The 17,554-nt window shown below is 72.3% G+C and carries 12 protein-coding genes; 9 read left to right on the top strand and 3 right to left on the bottom strand.

The genetic code is table 11. The features are described 5' to 3' along the window. Positions 1–155: 155 nt before the first annotated feature. From IE316_RS34260 to IE316_RS34245, 4 genes are read left to right on the top strand one after another with little or no spacing between them, the layout of a single operon-like run. Positions 156–998, top strand: a complete 843-nt coding sequence (locus IE316_RS34260; RefSeq protein WP_190208468.1) for a nitrilase-related carbon-nitrogen hydrolase — start codon at positions 156–158, stop codon at positions 996–998. Further along, positions 995–2,278, top strand: coding sequence for an aspartate aminotransferase family protein (locus IE316_RS34255; protein ID WP_190208467.1), 1,284 nt, complete (start codon positions 995–997; stop codon positions 2,276–2,278). The genes IE316_RS34260 and IE316_RS34255 overlap by 4 nt, the downstream gene beginning before the upstream one ends. A 28-nt stretch (positions 2,279–2,306) precedes the next feature. Further along, the gene (hydA, locus tag IE316_RS34250; protein WP_190208466.1) at positions 2,307–3,710 is read left to right on the top strand and encodes a dihydropyrimidinase; all 1,404 of its coding nucleotides are present in this window, start codon (positions 2,307–2,309) and stop codon (positions 3,708–3,710) included. Between the two features lie 48 nt (positions 3,711–3,758). Next, positions 3,759–4,781 (top strand): TIGR03842 family LLM class F420-dependent oxidoreductase, encoded by a 1,023-nt coding sequence (locus IE316_RS34245; protein WP_190208465.1) that lies wholly within the window; start codon positions 3,759–3,761, stop codon positions 4,779–4,781. A gap of 18 nt (positions 4,782–4,799) precedes the next feature. Here the strand turns inward: IE316_RS34245 and IE316_RS34240 are convergent, their stop codons facing one another. From IE316_RS34240 to IE316_RS34230, 3 genes are all read right to left on the bottom strand, one after another. Next, complete coding sequence (locus IE316_RS34240; RefSeq protein WP_190208464.1) at positions 4,800–5,474, bottom strand: hypothetical protein; 675 nt, start codon at positions 5,472–5,474, stop codon at positions 4,800–4,802. 210 nt (positions 5,475–5,684) lie between these two features. Continuing rightward, complete coding sequence (gene lplAB / locus IE316_RS34235; protein WP_190208515.1) at positions 5,685–6,749, bottom strand: lipoate-protein ligase LplAB; 1,065 nt, start codon at positions 6,747–6,749, stop codon at positions 5,685–5,687. Between the two features lie 156 nt (positions 6,750–6,905). Continuing rightward, the gene (locus tag IE316_RS34230; protein WP_190208463.1) at positions 6,906–7,163 is read right to left on the bottom strand and encodes a hypothetical protein; all 258 of its coding nucleotides are present in this window, start codon (positions 7,161–7,163) and stop codon (positions 6,906–6,908) included. A gap of 234 nt (positions 7,164–7,397) precedes the next feature. Between IE316_RS34230 and IE316_RS34225 the strand changes: the two genes are divergently transcribed. The 5 genes from IE316_RS34225 to IE316_RS34205 all read left to right on the top strand — a co-directional run. After that, the gene (locus IE316_RS34225; RefSeq protein ID WP_229910687.1) at positions 7,398–8,009 is read left to right on the top strand and encodes an LmbU family transcriptional regulator; all 612 of its coding nucleotides are present in this window, start codon (positions 7,398–7,400) and stop codon (positions 8,007–8,009) included. A gap of 646 nt (positions 8,010–8,655) precedes the next feature. Continuing rightward, complete coding sequence (locus IE316_RS34220; protein WP_190208461.1) at positions 8,656–9,657, top strand: ParB/RepB/Spo0J family partition protein; 1,002 nt, start codon at positions 8,656–8,658, stop codon at positions 9,655–9,657. A gap of 473 nt (positions 9,658–10,130) precedes the next feature. Continuing rightward, positions 10,131–10,391, top strand: a complete 261-nt coding sequence (locus IE316_RS34215) for an MbtH family protein (protein ID WP_308438958.1) — start codon at positions 10,131–10,133, stop codon at positions 10,389–10,391. A 29-nt stretch (positions 10,392–10,420) separates the two neighbouring features. Then, on the top strand, positions 10,421–12,496 hold the full coding sequence (locus IE316_RS34210) for an ABC transporter ATP-binding protein (RefSeq protein ID WP_190208460.1): 2,076 nt from the start codon (positions 10,421–10,423) through the stop codon (positions 12,494–12,496). 36 nt (positions 12,497–12,532) lie between these two features. Continuing rightward, positions 12,533–17,554 (top strand): non-ribosomal peptide synthetase (locus tag IE316_RS34205; protein ID WP_190208459.1); only part of this gene is annotated, 5,022 nt, incomplete at its 3' end.

Below are 17,554 nucleotides of genomic sequence, written 5' to 3'. Positions count from 1 at the left end.
CGGACGGCCGCTCCTCCAGCGGAGTGCGAAACCCGGACGAGACCGCGGCGCGGTGACGATGGTCTTGGCAAGCCCGCCCGGGAGGCTTACGTTCGTCCCTCTACGCCCTGCTCTACGGGCGTAGAGGCTCTGACGTCGCGTCGAAGGAGCAGCTCATGGCGAACGTCGTACGTGCCGCTCTGGTACAGGCGACCTGGACCGGCGACACCGAGTCCATGGTGGCGAAACACGAGGAACACGCGCGCGAGGCCGCCCGCCGGGGCGCGAAGATCATCGGCTTCCAAGAGGTCTTCAACAGCCCCTACTTCTGTCAGGTCCAGGACCCCGGGCACTACCGCTGGGCGGAGCCGGTGCCGGACGGGCCGACCGTCCGCCGGATGCGGGAGCTGGCCCGTGAGACCGGCATGGTGATCGTCGCCCCGGTCTTCGAGGTCGAGGGGTCCGGCTTCTACTACAACACCGCCGCCGTCATCGACGCCGACGGCACCGTCCTCGGCACCTACCGCAAGCACCACATCCCGCAGGTCGAGGGCTTCTGGGAGAAGTACTACTTCCGGCCCGGCAACCTCGGCTGGCCGGTCTTCGACACGGCCGTCGGCAAGGTCGGCGTCTACATCTGCTACGACCGGCACTTCCCCGAGGGCTGGCGGCAACTCGGCCTGAACGGTGCCCAGTTGGTCTACAACCCGTCGGCCACTCACCGGGGCCTCTCGGCCCACCTGTGGAAGCTGGAGCAGCCCGCGGCGGCCGTCGCCAACGAGTACTTCGTCGCCGCGATCAACCGCGTGGGCCAGGAGGAGTACGGCGACAACGACTTCTACGGCACCTCGTACTTCGTCGATCCGCGCGGGCAGTTCGTCGGCGACCCGGCCGGTGACAGCAAGGAGGAACTCCTCGTCCGGGACCTGGACTTCGGGCTGATCGAGGAGGTGCGGCGGCAGTGGGCGTTCTACCGCGACCGCCGCCCCGACGCCTACGAAGGGCTGGTGCGGCCGTGACCCACGACCTGCTGGGCCGCCACCGGGCCGTGCTGCCCGACTGGCTCACCCTCTACTACGAGGAGCCGCTGGAGATCACCCACGGCGAGGGCCGGCACGTCTGGGACGCGGCCGGCAACAAGTACCTCGACTTCTTCGGCGGCATCCTCACCACCATGACCGCGCACGCCCTGCCCGAGGTCACCAAGGCCGTCGCCGAGCAGGCCGGACGGCTGCTGCACTCCTCGACCCTCTACCTGAACCGGCCGATGGTCGACCTCGCCGAGCGCATCGCCCAGGTGAGCGGCATCCCCGACGCCCGGGTCTTCTTCACCACCTCCGGCACCGAGGCCAACGACACCGCCCTGCTGCTGGCCACCACGTACCGGCGGAGCAACACGGTGCTGGCGATGCGCAACAGCTACCACGGCCGCTCCTTCGGCACCGTCGGCCTCACCGGCAACCGCGCCTGGTCCCCGACCTCCCTGTCCCCGCTCCAGACGCTGTACGTGCACGGCGGCGTGCGCACCCGCGGCCCGTACGCGCACCTGGACGACCGGGAGTTCATCGCCGCCTGCGTCGAGGACCTGACCGACCTGCTCGGCCACACCCGGCCGCCCGCCGCGCTGATCGCCGAACCCGTACAGGGCGTCGGCGGGTTCACCTCCCCGCCCGACGGCCTGTACGCCGCCTTCCGCGAGGTGCTGCACGAGCGCGGCGTGCTGTGGATCGCCGACGAGGTGCAGACCGGCTGGGGCCGCACCGGCGACCACTTCTGGGGCTGGCAGGCGCACGGCCGCAGCGGCCCGCCGGACATCGTCACCTTCGCCAAGGGCATCGGCAACGGCATGTCCATCGGCGGGGTCGTCGCCCGCGCCGAGATCATGAACTGCCTGGACGCCCAGAGCATCTCCACCTTCGGCGGCACCCAGGTCACCATGGCCGCCGGCCTGGCCAACCTCACCTACCTGCTGGAACACGACCTCCAGGGCAACGCCCGGCGGGTCGGCGGACTGCTCATCGAACGGCTGCGGGCCGCCGCCGCCCACGCGCCGCACGTCCGCGAGGTCCGCGGCCGGGGCCTGATGGTCGGCATCGAGCTGACCCGGCCCGGCACCGACGAGCCCGACCCCGCCGCCGCCTCCGCCGTACTGGAGGAGGCCCGCGCGGGCGGGCTGCTGATCGGCAAGGGCGGCGGCCACGGCACCACCGCGCTGCGCATCGCCCCGCCACTCACCCTCACCGTCGCGGAGGCCGAGCAGGGCGCCGCGATCCTGGAACGCGCCCTGCTGAGCCTGTGACCGCCGGGCCCCCACCGAAGGGAGCAGCATGAGCACCCGTACCGTCGTCCGGGGCGGCCTCGTCGTCACCGCCTCGGACGAGATCCACGCCGATGTCCTGATCGAGGACGGCCGGATCGCCGCCCTGGCCGCCACCGGCACCCCGGCCGCCGAGGCGTTCACCGCCGACCGGGTCCTCGACGCGCGCGGCAAGTACGTCCTGCCGGGCGGCGTCGACGTCCACACCCACATGGAGCTGCCGTTCGGCGGCACCTCCGCCTCCGACACCTTCGAGACCGGCACCCGCGCCGCCGCCTGGGGCGGCACCACCACCATCGTGGACTTCGCCGTCCAGACCAAGGGCCAATCGCTGCGCGAGGGCCTGGACGCCTGGCACGCCAAGGCCGAGGGCAACTGCGCCATCGACTACGGCTTCCACATGATCGTCTCCGATGTGCGCGAGGAGACGCTGAAGGAGATGGACCTGCTGGTGGAGGAGGGGGTCACCTCCTTCAAGCAGTTCATGGCCTACCCCGGGGTGTTCTACAGCGACGACGGTCAGATCCTGCGCGCCATGCAGCGCGCCGCCGGCAACGGCGCGCTGGTCATGATGCACGCGGAGAACGGCATCGCCATCGACGTCCTGGTCGAACAGGCCCTGGCCCGCGGCGAGACCGCCCCCCGCTACCACGGCGAGGTCCGCAAGGCCCTGCTGGAGGCGGAGGCCACGCACCGCGCCATCCGGCTCGCGCAGGTCGCCGGGGCGCCGCTGTACGTGGTGCACGTGTCGGCGGCGGAGGCGGTCGCGGAGCTGACGCGGGCGCGGGACGAGGGGCTGCCGGTGTTCGGCGAGACCTGCCCGCAGTACCTGTTCCTGTCCACCGACAACCTCGCCGAACCGGACTTCGAGGGCGCCAAGTACGTGTGCAGCACGCCGCTGCGGCCGCGCGAGCACCAGGCGGCGCTCTGGCGGGGCCTGCGCGGCAACGACCTCCAGGTGGTCTCCACCGACCACTGCCCCTTCTGCTTCGCCGGGCAGAAGGAACTGGGCCGGGGTGACTTCTCCAAGATCCCCAACGGGCTGCCGGGCGTCGAGAACCGCATGGACCTGCTCCACCAGGCCGTCCTCGACGGGCACATCGGCCGCCGCCGCTGGGTGGAGATCGCCTGCGCCACCCCGGCCCGGATGTTCGGCCTCTACCCGAAGAAGGGCACCCTCGCGCCCGGCTCCGACGCCGACCTCGTCATCTACGACCCGGCCGCCGAACAGGTCGTCTCCGCCGAGACCCACCACATGAACGTCGACTACTCGGCGTACGAGGGCCGGCGCCTCACCGGCCGGGTGGAGACCGTGCTGTCGCGCGGCGAACTCGTCGTCAACCGGCGGGAGTTCACCGGGCGCAAGGGGCACGGCGTCTACCTGCCGCGCTCCACCTGCCAGTATCTGAGCTAGTCCCCGATCCCGTACCCGCCCGCAGTCACCGAACCAGGAGCGGCGCCCATGGACTTCGGACTCGTCCTGCAGACCGACCCGCCGGCCTCCCGGGTGGTCAGCCTGATGAAACGGGCCGAGCGGAACGGCTTCCGCTACGGCTGGACCTTCGATTCGGCCGTGCTCTGGCAGGAGCCGTTCGTCATCTACAGCCAGATCCTCGCCCATACGACCAGGCTCACGGTCGGTCCGATGGTCACCAACCCGGGCACCCGCACCTGGGAGGTCACCGCCTCCGCCTTCGCCACCCTCAACGACATGTTCGGCAACCGCACGGTCTGCGGCATCGGCCGCGGCGACTCCGCGATGCGGGTGGCCGGGCGGCGACCGGACACGCTGGCCCGGATGAGCGAGGCGATCCGGGTCATCCGGGCGCTGGGCCGGGGCGAGGAGGCCGACCTCGGCGGCGGCACGGTGGTCCGCTTCCCCTGGGTCCGGCCCGGCGCCGAACTGCCCGTCTGGATGGCCGCGTACGGGCCGAAGGCCCTGAAGCTGGCCGGGGAGCGGGCCGACGGGTTCATTCTCCAGCTCGCCGACCCCTACCTCACCGCGTCCATGGTGAAGACCGTCAAGGACGCCGCCGCGGCGGCCGGCCGCGACCCGGCCGAGGTGACGATCTGCGTCGCCGCCCCCGCCTACGTCACCCCCGACGACTCACCCGGGGCCCTCGCCCACGCCCGCGAGCAGTGCCGGTGGTTCGGCGGCATGGTCGGCAACCACGTCGCCGACCTGGTCGCCCGGTACGGCGCGGACTCGGAGCTGGTCCCGCACGAGCTGACGGCGTACATCGCGGCCCGCGAGGGCTACGACTACGCCCACCACGGCCGCACCGGCAACCCGGACACCGCGTTCGTCCCCGACGACATCGTGGACCGCTTCTGCCTGCTCGGCCCGCCCGCCGCCCACGTCGAAAAGCTGCGCACGCTGGGCGAGTTGGGCGTGGACCAGTTCGCGGTGTACGCGATGCACGACGCCCGGGAGAGCGTGATCGAGCAGTACGGCAGACACGTCATCCCGGCCCTGCGGGACTGACCCCGACCCCCGCGCCGCTCAGCCGGCGGTGGCCGCCCCGGACAGTGCCGCCACCGCCTCCTTCGCCGCCTTGATGGCGCCCTTGTTGATCGTCTCCGTGCTCGGCGCCTTCTTGGACTCGAAGTCGCTGCCGTTGTACGTGATGACCACCAGCGCGTTGGCGGCGCGGACCACCACCGTGCCCTCGCGGGTCTGCTGCTTGTCCTCGGTGGTCAGGTTCACCACCGAGTACGCCGCGTCCCCGAGCCCGGGCACCTCGCCGCCGCCGCTGTCGTCGGCGATCCGCTCCCGGTACGTCGTCAGCGCGGCGTCGTCCGTCTCCGACAGCTCGTAGGAGACGTCGAGCCAGCGGTAGTCGTAGCCCTTGAGCGCGTTCCAGGAGCAGGTGCGGCGCACCTCGGCGTCGGTCGACGGGATCTCCTTGCCGGCCGTCTTGGCCCCCGGCACCAGCGCGGTGACCGTCTTCTTCGCCAGGCTCGCGCAGGGGTCGGGGGCCGCGGCGTACGTCTTCGCCGCGGTCTCGGTCGCCGGCGCGGAGGCGGAGGCGGACGGCCGGGCGGACTCCGGCGACGGCCCGGGCGTGGCGGCCGAGGTGGTGTCCGGGCCGGACGAGAGCGCCCAGCCCGCGGTGGCGAGCACGGCGACCGGGGCCAGGCGCGCGGTCAGGGCGAGCGGCAGGGGCAGTGAACGCACGGCGCACTTCTCGTGGGGGACGGTGCGGAGGGGGTCCGCACTGCGGACGGGACGTCAGTGTCACACGTCTCCCTGTGCGGCGGAAGGCCGAACTCGCTCCGTACGCGGGCGGTGACGCAGGTGTGCCGGGCCGTGCACCGGCGGCCGGTGCCGCGACCCGGGCACCGGCCCCGTACCGGCGCTCGGGCCCGCGCCCGGCGGGGGCGGTGCTCACGGCACGCGCGCGGTCCACTCCTCGGTCGCGAACTTCGTCCGTACCAGTTCCTCCGCGCGGGCCATCTCCTCCGCCGTGATGTCCCCGGTGGTCAGCCCGTAGCGGCTGCGGAAGGAGGCGACCATGTTCTCGATGACCTGCTCGCGGGCCAGGCCCGTCTGCCGGCGGAGCGGGTCGACGCGCTTCTTGGCGCTCCTGGTGCCCTTGTCGGACATCTTCTCCTTGCCGATGCGGAGCACCTCCAGCATCTTGTCGGCGTCGATGTCGTAGGACATCGTCACGTGGTGGAGGACGGCTCCGGGGCCGCCGTCCGGGCCGACCACGCGCTTCTGGGCCGCACCGGCGATCTTGCCGGCCTCGGTGGCGATGTCGTTCAGGGGCTGGTACCAGGCGCGGATGCCCATGTCGCCGAGGGCGCCGAGCACCCAGTCGTCGAGGTAGGCGTAGCTGTCCGCGAAGGAGAGGCCGGAGACCAGGGACTCCGGCACGGACAGGGAGTACGTGATCGTGCTCATGGGCTCCACGAACATGGCCCCGCCACCGGAGATGCGGCGCACCACGGTGATGCCGTGCTTGGCGGCCCCTTCGGGGTCCACCTCGTTGCGCAGGGACTGGAAGCTGCCGATCACCACGGCGGGCGAGGCCCACTCCCACACCCGCAGGGTCGGGGCGCGCCGCCCGGCGGCCACCTCGGCGGTGATCACCTCGTCCAGCGCCATGTGCAGGGCCGGTGCCTGCGGCTCCCGGTGCACCAGTTGCCAGTCGTAGTCGCTCCACTCGGTCGCGTGGGCCAGGGCGCGCCGGACGGCGGTGCCGACACCCTCCGCCGTCAGCCCGAGCATCACGGTCGACTCGGGCAGCGCCGCCGTGATCCGGGCGGCCAGCCCGGCGGCGTCCGTCGACGCGGGGGAACCCTCCAGGGCCGCGTTGATCGAGAGGAGCGCCTCGTCCGGCTCCAGGAAGAAGTCCCCGGCGACTCGCACGTTGCGCAGGACGCCGTCCTCGACGTCCAGATCCACGACGACCAGCTTGCCGCCGGGCACCTTGTACTCGCCATGCACGGCTTCGTTTCCTTCCAGTGCGCTGTACGCGTCCCGAGCCCGCTGCTCCGGCATCCGGACAGAGACGTACATCTTTCGGATCGCACCTTAATACGCCCGGCTGGTTCGGGCCGTGCGGCGCCCATGGGGGCTAGGGCCTGATCCAAACGACAGGCCCTAGGGGGCGTCGGAGACGAGCAGGTTGATGACGGTGATGCGCTGGCCGCAGTTGGGGCATTCGTGGGTGGCGCTCAGACGGGACGCGGCGGCGCAGGTGGAGCCGTCCGCGGTGCCGTCCGGCTCCCGGGTGCGGGCGCGATGGGTGCGCCACCACCGGGCGCGGCAGCCCGCGTCGCAGAATCTGCGGTTCGGGGTCCGGCTCGTCCAGACGAACTCCGCGCCGCACTCGGCACAGCGTCGGATCGCGGTGACCATGCATCCTCCTCGGTGTGCTCGGCGGCGCCGACCGCTCCACCGGACCAGTACAACCGGAGGCGGGTAACCGCTCCGTAACACCCCCCACGCTTCCGGGCCCGCCGCCGTTGGTGATCTTGTTACCGCGCGGATACCGGCTGCGGTCGAGGATGAGGGCGCTGACGAGGGGGGATGGCAATGGGCGGGACGTCAGGAGGACAGGGCCGTCGAACCGGAGGGCCGGCGGAGCTGCCGGTGCGGCACACCGGGCTGGTCTCACTGGACGGGCAGTTGGTCACGCGGCGCACCGCGATGTCGCTCCCGCCCGGCCTGCCGCTGGCGCAATGGCGTCATCTGGGGCGGCAGATGTTCGTCGTCGCGGACTCGTCGGCGTGGTGGATGGGCGACTGGCTGATCTACGGGCGGAGCGAGTACCCGGACCGCTATCGCCGTGCCCTGGCGGAGACCGGCCTCGACTACCAGACACTGCGCAACTACGCCTGGGTGGCCGGGAAGTACGCCCCTTCCGAGCGGCGCGCACGGCTGAGTTTCCAGCATCATGCCGAGGTTGCCGGTATGCCTGTGGCGGAGCGGGACGAATGGCTCTCCCGTGCCGAGCGCGGCGGTTGGTCCCGGAACGAGCTGCGGCGCCGATTACGGGCCCACCGCTACTCCGACCGCGCGGCGCTCGACACCGCCATCCGGATCAGCGTCCCGCGTGACCGCGGCGTCCGGTGGCAGAGAGCGGCCGAAGCGGCCGGTCTCGACCTGCTGGACTGGATGGTGCGAAGACTGGACGAGGCCGCCGACGAACCGGCGGACTCCGATGTTCCGGCCGCTTCCCGGACACCCTCTCCCGGAGCGTGAGTTTCCGCTTCCATGGACAAGACTTTCCCGTAGGAAGACCCGTGCGTGTCCCGCTGGTGTCCCGCCGGCGGGACACTTCCGTCTACGCTGACCCTCGCTGCCACGCGGGCGGGTGACGCCGGGTTTACAGACCGTGGCGGATTGTCGGCCGAAGCTGCCGGGACGGCATGAACCGGAGGACGCGCTCAGCCTCCCCGCACGCCGCTGGCGTGGGCCGACGCGGATCCCGCGCACGGCAAGTGAAAGGAATCCCCGCCCCCGCGGCGAACCCGGAAACCGGGCGTACGGCGGCCGCTGTCCAGGTATCGGACGGGATGGACGGTGTTACAGTTCCTTTTCGGCGAACGGACTGCCTTTCGGATCGCAGTCCGCGCGTGGCACTACGGGGGATTTTGATGCACTCAGCCGTGCGTAAGGTCCACACGAACAACGAACTGTGCCAGCCGCGATCTTCATCGGATGATGTCCGCGGTCGCGGCGCCTGTACGCGCCTCACGTCGCGCGTGGTCGATTTCTCTTACCGGGTGGCCTGACTCCGCCGTCGCGGATTGTCGGTGTCCAGCCTTTCTGTTCTGTGGCTGCGCCCGCGAATCGTTCATTCATCGCGGGTCACGTGCTTGTGCGTACATCAAAGGAGGGGCTTGCAATGCAGCCTGGCCAGGCGCAATTCGATCAGGGGATGGTCGTCGAAGTCGAGATCGGTTCGCTGTCCGTGGCGGCTTCGCCGCGCAGCTCGGGTGAGGACATGGATCACATTCGGGCCCTCGCGGAAGTGAGAGCGCCACTTCCTCCCATAGTGGTCCACCGGTCGACGATGCGGGTGATCGACGGCGTACACAGATTACGCGCGGCTGAACTCCGCGGCGACAAAAAGATCGCCATCGCCTATTTCGTCGGCTCCGAGTCCGATGCCTTCGTGCTGGCGGTGGAGTCGAACATCACCCACGGCCTGCCGCTGACGATGGCGGACCGCAAGAGCGCGGCCGCGCGCATCATCGTGTCGCACCCGCAGTGGTCGGACCGGATGATCGCCTCGGTCGCCGGCCTCTCACCGGGCACGGTCGGCGAGATCCGCCGGCGGACGGCCGGGGGCGCGGTGGCGCACGGCAGCCGGATCGGTCAGGACGGGCGAGTGCGCCCCGTCAACAACGCGATCGGACGGGAACGCGCCGGGAAGATCATCAGGGAGAACCCGGGCCTGTCGCTGCGGCAGATCGCCCGTGTCGCGGGGATCTCCCCCGAGACCGCCAGGGACGTGCGGAACCGGATCCGCCGAGGCGAGGAGCCGCTGCCGCAGCCGCGTACCAAGCCCCGTCCGCGGCGCGCGCGGCAGCCCGAGGACACCGGCCTCCCGCTGGGCGGCGGTGCGGCGCCCGCAGCGGCGGCCGCCGAGACCCGCACCGCCGCGGAGCGGGTCTCGGAGGTGAACCGGCTCAAGGCGGACCCCGCGATGCGGTTCAGCGAGACCGGCCGCACCCTGCTGCGGATGCTCAACATCCACATCCTCACCGGCGCGGAGTGGCAGGAGATCATCGACAACGTCCCGCCGCACGCCAGGAAGATCGTCGCCGGGCTCGCCCGTGAATGCTCGGGAATCTGGTGGGACATCGCCGCGCGGATAGATCATCACGAAGTGCCGCAGGACTAGGACGACCGATCGGCCCGCACGCCCGCCGATCATCCGAAAACGGCCCGGGCCGAACGGCGTAGGTGACCGGCGGGAAACCGGACCGCAACCTCCTCATTCACGTCCAAGCGCTGACCGCGCTCAATTGGACGGTGTTGTCGAACCGCCGGGGGCGTGTGATGCTGAGGCCGGAAAGCAACAGGGATTTCCGGCGGATTCACCAGGGAATCCAGGGCGGGGCAGCGGGTCGGCGGTCCGCCGCCGCGGCCGGCCCGCCACCGAACTCGCCGGCAGCAATCGCCTGGTCGCGGTGAACCCTCCGTCGCCGAGCCGCAATTCCTTCCTGTATTCAATCGGGAGGTCCGGGGCGTCCAACCGGTCAGGGCAATCGGTTAGACGATGTCCATCACCCCATTCCTTGCGGTGCCATATCGGCCTTGTTACCGTGACCGCGCATTTCCACGACTGCTATTCATAATCCGCAGGGGGAGATCATGGCCAACCCGTTCGACGATGAGAACGGACGATTCCTGGCGCTCATCAATGACGAGGGGCAGTACTCGCTGTGGCCGGCGTTCGCCGACGTCCCGGCGGGCTGGGAGATCGCCCACGCCGAGGACACCCGCCGGACGATCCTGGAGTACATCGAGAAGAACTGGACCGACATGCGGCCCAAGAGCCTCATCGAGGAGATGCGGCGGTACGAGGAGCAGGCCGCCGAGGAGCAGGCCACGTACGAGAAGACCACCTCGTGAGCGGCCCAGGGCCCATCATGATCCGCGGGATGGGCGGGGAGGACGTGACCCAGCAGCGGGTCCGGCCCGGCACCGTCCGCAGGATCCTGCCCTATCTCCGGCCGTACCGCGTACGGGCCGCCCTGCTGCTGACGGTGACCGTCGCGGGCTCGGGCATCACCGTGGCGGTCCCCCTGCTGCTCAAGGTCATCATCGACGACGGTGTGATCCCGCGGGACACCGACGTGGTGGTCACCATGGCGGTGCTGGCCGGTGCGCTGGCACTGGCCGAGGCGTTGGGCCGACTGGTCGCGGCCTGGCTGTCCGGGCGGATCGGCGAACACCTCATCTACGACCTGCGCACCCAGGTGTTCGAGCACGTCCAGCGCCAGCCGCTGGCGTTCTTCACCCGGGCGCAGACCGGGGCGCTGGTGAGCCGGCTCAACACCGACGTCATCCAGGCGCAGCGGGCCGTCACCTCACTGCTGTCCACCGCCGTCTCCAGCACCCTGACCCTGCTGCTGGTGCTGGGCACCATGGTCTACCTGTCCTGGGCGCTCACCTTGGCGGCGCTGGTGATGCTGCCGCTGTTCATGCTGCCCGGCAGGCTGGTCGGGCGGCGGCTGCAGCGGCTCACCCGCGAATCGATGCAGCAGGACGCCGAGATGAGTTCGCTCATGATGGAGCGGTTCAATGTCGCCGGCGCGCTGCTGACCAAGCTCTTCGGCCGTCCCGAGCAGGAGAACCGCCTGTTCGCGCGGCGCGCGGCCCGGGTGCGCGACATCGGCGTGGTGACCTCGGTGTACGCCGAGATGCTGCTGATCACGGTGATGCTGATCGCCTCCCTCGCCACCGCGGTGGTGTACGGGCTGGGCGGTGTGCTGACCATCGACGGGTCCTTCCCGATCGGCACCCTGGTGGCGATGGCGGCCCTGCTGGGCCGGATGTTCGCCCCCATCAACCAGCTCTCCGGCGTACAGGCCGAAGCCATGACCGCGCTGGTGAGCTTCGACCGCGTCTTCGAGGTACTGGACCTCAAGCCGCTGATCTCGCAGCGCCCGGGAGCCCGGCCGCTGCCCGCGAGCGGTGACACGGCACCGGACATCACCTTCGACAAGGTGGGGTTCCGCTACCCGACCCCCGCCGATGTGTCGCTGGCCTCCCTGGAGTCGATCGCGCTGCCCGCACCGGGCCGCACCGAGAACCCGCCGGTCCTGCGCGAGGTCTCCTTCACCGCCCCCGGGGGCAAGCTGACCGCGCTGGTCGGGCCGTCGGGCGCGGGCAAGACCACCCTCACCCACCTGGTGCCCCGGCTGTACGACGTGAACTCCGGCGCGGTGCGCATCGGCGGTGTCGATGTGCGCGACGTGACGCTGGACTCGCTGCGCGACACGGTCGGCATGGTGACCCAGGACGCCCACATGTTCCACGACACCCTGCGCGCCAACCTGCTGTACGCACGGCCGGAGGCGACCGAGGAGGAGATGCGCAAGGCGTGCGAGGCGGCCCGGATCTGGGACCTGGTCTCCTCGCTGCCGGAGGGCCTGGACACCGTGGTGGGCGACCGGGGCTACCGGCTGTCGGGCGGCGAGAAGCAGCGGGTGGCGATCGCCCGGCTGCTGCTCAAGGCCCCGCCGATCGTGGTCCTCGACGAGGCCACCGCGCACCTGGACTCCGAGTCGGAAGCACAGGTGCAGGCGGCGTTGCGCACCGCGCTGGCGGGCCGCACCTCGCTGGTGATCGCGCACCGGCTGTCCACGATCAGGGAGGCCGACCAGATCCTGGTGGTGGACGGCGGCCGGATCGTCGAACAGGGCACCCACGAGGAACTGCTCGACGCCGACGGCCTCTACGCCGAGCTGTGCCGCACCCAGTTCGCGGCGGCCCGCCCGGCACCGGAACCGGAACGGGCACCGGAGCCGCAACGGGTACCGGAGCCCGCCACCGCCGGAGCGCTCCCCATGGGCCCGCACCCCGGCCCGCCCCCCGGCCCCGGCATGGGCCCGCCCCCCGGCCCCGGCATGGGTCCGCCGCCCGGCCCGGGAATGGGCCCGCCCCCCGGCCCCCTGCCGCCCCGCGGAGCCGGCGGAGCCCCGCACCGGCTGGGCCCGCCGCCGGTCCAGTAGAGACAGTTCCCGGTCGATCCAGATGAGGGCACCCGCATGAGTGAAGGCAGCAGCCGCCGTCGGCTGTCGGCAGCGCAGTACGACATCCGTCTGGCCCAGCGGGGCGGTGCGCCGGACACCGCGTACCACCTCGCGGGCTGTGCCGAGCTGACCGGGCCGGTCGACGCGCCGCGTCTGGTGCGGGCGGTGCGCGCGGCGGTCGCGGACGCCGGGCTCGACGTGGAGGTCGAGGACACCGCGGACGGCCCGTACCTCGTGGGCCTGCCGTACGACCGGGAGATCCCCGTCGTCGACCTGCGCGCCGCACCGGACCCGGAGGCGGCCGCCCGGCGCTGGATGGACGCCGAACGCGCCCGGCCCGCGGGGCTGCTCGCCCAGGCCGTGCTCCGGACGGCGGACGACCGCTGGCTGTGGTACCTGCGCCACCACCGTCTGCTGGTGGACCGTCAGGCCCGTCCGCTGCTCGAACGACGGGCCGCCGAGCACTACACGGCCCTCTGCGCCGGAGTGACCTGCGGCCCGTCGCCCTTCGCCTCCCCCGAGGAGCTGCTGGCCGAGGAGGAGACCTACCGGGTGTCGGCCGACTTCGTGCGGAACCGGGAGTACTGGACCGCCCGCTTCGCCGACCACCCCGAACCCGTGTCGCTCGCCCCGTATGCCGCGGACCCGGACGACGATCCGGGTCCGGCCCCCGTGGGGGAGGCGGTGGAGCGGCGGCTGCGGAAGCTGGCCGAGAGCGTCGGGGCGGACCCGTACCACGTGATCGTGGCCGCCGCCGCGGCGTATCTCGCCCGGGGGGCCGGGGTCCGCGACGTGGTGTTCGGCGTCCGGCTGCCCGGCCGCCCCGGGCCGCTGGCCGAACGGTCCCCGGGCACCGCGGCCAACACCCTGCCGGTCCGCGTCTCCGTCGACCCCGGCGCGACGCTCCCGGACCTCACGGCGCTGCTGTCGGCGGAGTTGCGGGAGGCCGCCGGCCATCAGCGCTACCGCGGCGAGGACCTCCACCGCGACCTGGGCTGGCCCGCGGGCGACCGGCCGCACTTCGGCCCCGTCGTGGACATCGTCCTCGCCGACCGGGAACTGGACTTCGCGGGGATCCCCGCCCGCACCCGCGACCTGGCGGCCGGCCCCGCCGACGGGCTGACCTTCCTGGTCCGCGGCAATGCGGCGGGCGCCCACCTCGACGTGTGGTGCGCGACCGACGCCGACGGGCGCACCGCCGGGCACCGGACGGCGTTCCTGCGCGTCCTGTCCGACCTGGCCGCGGGCGCCCGGGCCGGTGATGTCGACCTGCCGCCGGACCGGGAGACCGCGCTGCTCCTCGCCGAGTGGAACGACACCGCGCGACCGCTGCGGCACCGCACCCTGCCGGAGCTGTTCGAGGCGCAGGCCGCCCGCACCCCGGACGCCCGGGCGGTGGTGTCCGAGGCCGAGACCCTGACCTACGCCCACCTGGACGCCCGCGCCAACCGGCTCGCGCACGAGCTGATCAGGCGAGGGGCGGGCCCGGAGCGCCGGATCGGCGTGGTGCTGGAACGGTCGGTGGAGCTGGTCGTCGCGCTGCTCGCCATCGTCAAGTCCGGTGCCGCCTATGTGCCGATCGACCCCGGATCGCCCCCCGAACGCGTCGCCCTGATACTCGCGGACGCCGCCCCGGAACTCGTCGTGTGCACCTCCGGCACCGAACCGGTCACCGCCGGCGCGGAGCGCCTGGAGCGCCTGGTACTGGACGACCCCGCCGTCCGGTCCTCGCTGGCCGCGCGCCCGCCGGTGCCCCCGACCGACGCGGACCGCCGCGCGCCGCTGCGCCCGGCCAACCCCGCCTACGTGATCTACACCTCCGGATCGACGGGACGGCCCAAGGGCGTGACGGTCGCGCACGCCTCGATCGCCAACCGGCTGCTGTGGATGCACGACGCCTACCCGCTGACCGGCGCGGACCGGGTGCTGCAGAAGACCTCCGTGGGCTTCGACGTATCCGTCCCGGAGTTCTTCGGCACTCTGACCGCCGGAGCCTGCCTGGTGGTGGCACGTCCGGGCGGCCACCGGGACCCCGGCTACCTCGCCGGCCTGATCGAACGGGAAGGCGTCACGGTGGCGCACTTCGTACCGTCGATGCTGCGGGCCTTCGTACTGGAGGTACGGGACGGCGGCCGGTGCGGCAGCCTGCGCCGGGTGCTGGCCAGCGGCGAGGCGCTGCCCCCCGACCTGGTGGCCGACTTCCACCGGAGCCTGCCGCTGCCGCTGATCAACCTGTACGGGCCCACCGAGGCGGCCGTCGAGGTCACCCACTGGGCCTGCCTGCCCGAGGCGCCCTGCGACACGGTGCCCATCGGCCGACCGGTCTGGAACACCCGCTGCCACGTACTCGACGAGTTCCTGCGCCCCGTCCCCCTGGGAGTGTCCGGAGAGCTGTACCTGGCCGGCGCACAGCTCGCACGCGGCTACGCCGGACGCGGCGAGCTGACCGCCGAGCGCTTCGTGGCCTGCCCGTTCGGCGCGCCGGGCGAACGGATGTACCGCACGGGCGACCGCGCCCGCTGGACCCACGAGGGCCTGCTCCTGCACGAGGGCCGCAACGACGACCAGGTGAAGATCCGCGGCTTCCGCATCGAACCCGGCGAGATCCAGGCCGTCCTGGCGCTCCACCCCGCGGTACGGGACATCGCGGTCGTCACCCGCACCGACCGGACCGGAGGACCACGGCTCGTCGCCTACGTGGTGCCCGGCGACGGCGGCGTGGACGAGGCGGCCCTGCGCGCCTACGCCGCCGCCCGCCTCCCCGACTACATGGTGCCGGCCGTGGTACCGCTGGACGCCCTGCCGGTGACGGTCAACGGCAAGCTCGACCGCGCCGCGCTGCCCGCGCCCGGACACGCAGCCCCGGCGGCCCACCGCCGCCCCACGACCGCGGCGGAGGAACAGCTCTGCGGGCTCTTCGCCGACGTGCTCGGCCTCGACGCGGTCGGCGCCGACGACTCGCTGACCGCGCTCGGCGGCGACTCGATCACGGCGATGCTGGTGGTGACCCGCGCCCGGCAGGCGGGCCTGCGGCTCACCATCGGCCAGGTCCTCGAACACGGCACCCCCGCGCTGCTCGCCGCACTCGCCGAGACCGCCGCCGCCTCCGTCCCCGCGGAGACCGCCGCCCGGTCACTGTCACCCCTCCCCGCGGAGCGCCTGGCCGAGCTGGGCCCCGACGTGGTCGAGGCATGGCCGCTGTCACCGCTCCAGGAAGGGCTGCTCTTCCACGCCCTCTACGACGAACGGGCCCGCGACGTCTACCTGGTGCAGACCACCCTCGACCTCGCGGGCCCCCTCGACCGGAAACTGCTGCGCGCGTCATGGCAGGCACTCCTCGACCGGCACCCCGGTCTGCGCGCCGCGTTCCGGCACCTGCCCGGCGAGGACCGCCCGGTCCAGGCGATCGTCGGCCAGGTCACGGCACCGTTCCGCGAACAGAACCTCGCCGGGCTCACACCCCTCGACGCGGCCGCGGCCGCGGACCGGCTCACCGCCGACGACCTCGGCCACCGCTTCTCCCCACAGACACCCCCACTGGCGCGGCTGCTGCTCATCGACTTCGGCGACGACCGCTACCGGATGGTCCTCACCGCCCACCACATCCTCGTGGACGGCTGGTCCGTACCGGTGCTGCTCCGCGAACTGTCCCAGATCTACGCGGCCGGAGGCGACGCCACCGCCCTGCCCCCCGCCCGGCCGTTCCGCGACTACCTCCGCTGGCTCGACCGGCAGGACCCCGAGGCCGCCCGCAACGCCTGGCAGCGTGCCCTGGCCGGCACCACGGAACCCACCCTGGTCGCCCCCACCGCCCGGTACGCGGCCCCGGTCCGCCCCCGGCACGTGACCGTGACGGCGGACGAGGCGCTGACGGCGGCGGTGCGCGCGGTGGCGCGACGCCAGGGCCTCACCCCCCACTCCGTCGTCCTGGCGGCCTGGGCGCTGCTGCTCGGGTCGCTGACCGGACGTACGGACGTCGTCTTCGGCACCGCCGTCGCGGGCCGCCCGCCGGAACTGCCTGCCGTGGCGGACATGGTCGGCCTGTTCATGAACACCGTCCCGGTACGCGCCCGGCTCGACCCCGGGCCCCCGGTCGCCGGCCTGCTGGCCGACATCCACATGCAGCGCGCCGCGCTCATCGACCACCAGCACCTGGGGCTCGCCGAGATTCAGCGGGCGGCAGGCCCGGGCGGCGCCTTCGACACCATCGTGGTGTCGGAGGACTACCCCGCCGCCGTGCTCGAACCGGGCGGCCTGCCCGCCACCGCGGACCCGGTCGAGACCAGCGTGGCGCACTACCCCCTCAGCCTGGCGGTGCGCCCCGGCGGCGCCCGACTGGAACTGCGGGTGGAGTACCGCCCCGACGTGCTCGACGCACCGACGGCCGAGGCCATCACCGGCCGCTTGCTGCGCATCCTGGACGCCATCACCACCGACCCGGCCCGCCCGCTCGCCCGGCTCGACATCCTCTCGGCCGAGGAACGGCGTTTGGTGGTGGAGGAGTGGAACGACTCGGGGCGGGTGGTGTCCGGGGGGACGTTGCCTGAGTTGTTCGAGGCGCAGGTGGTGCGGACGCCGGGTGTGGTGGCGGTGGAGTTCGGGGGTGTGGGGTGGACGTATGGGGAGTTGGAGGAGCGGGCGAATCGGTTCGCGCGTGAGTTGATGGCTCGGGGTGTGGGGCCGGGGGATCGGGTGGGGGTGGTGTTGGAGCGTTCGGCTGAGTGGGTGGCGGTGGTGCTGGGTGTGGTGAAGGCGGGTGCGGCGTTCGTGCCGGTCGATCCGGCGTATCCGGCGGAGCGGGTCGCGCTGGTGCTGGCGGATGCCGGTGTGGCGGTGGTGGTGTGTTCGCGGGCGACGGCGGGTGTGGTGGGGGAGCGTGCCGGGCGGCTGGTGGTGGACGATCCGGGTGTTGTGGGGTCGGTGGCGGGGCGGTCGGTGGTGGCTCCGGTGGATGGTGAGCGGAGGGTGCCGTTGCGGGCGGCTGATGCGGCGTATGTGATCTATACGTCGGGGTCGACGGGGCGTCCCAAGGGTGTG

Source organism: Streptomyces fumanus (genome assembly GCF_014655295.1).
Taxonomy (GTDB): domain Bacteria; phylum Actinomycetota; class Actinomycetes; order Streptomycetales; family Streptomycetaceae; genus Streptomyces; species Streptomyces fumanus.
Note: the sequence above shows the minus strand (reverse complement) of the source record. Positions and strands in the feature narration are given on the sequence as shown.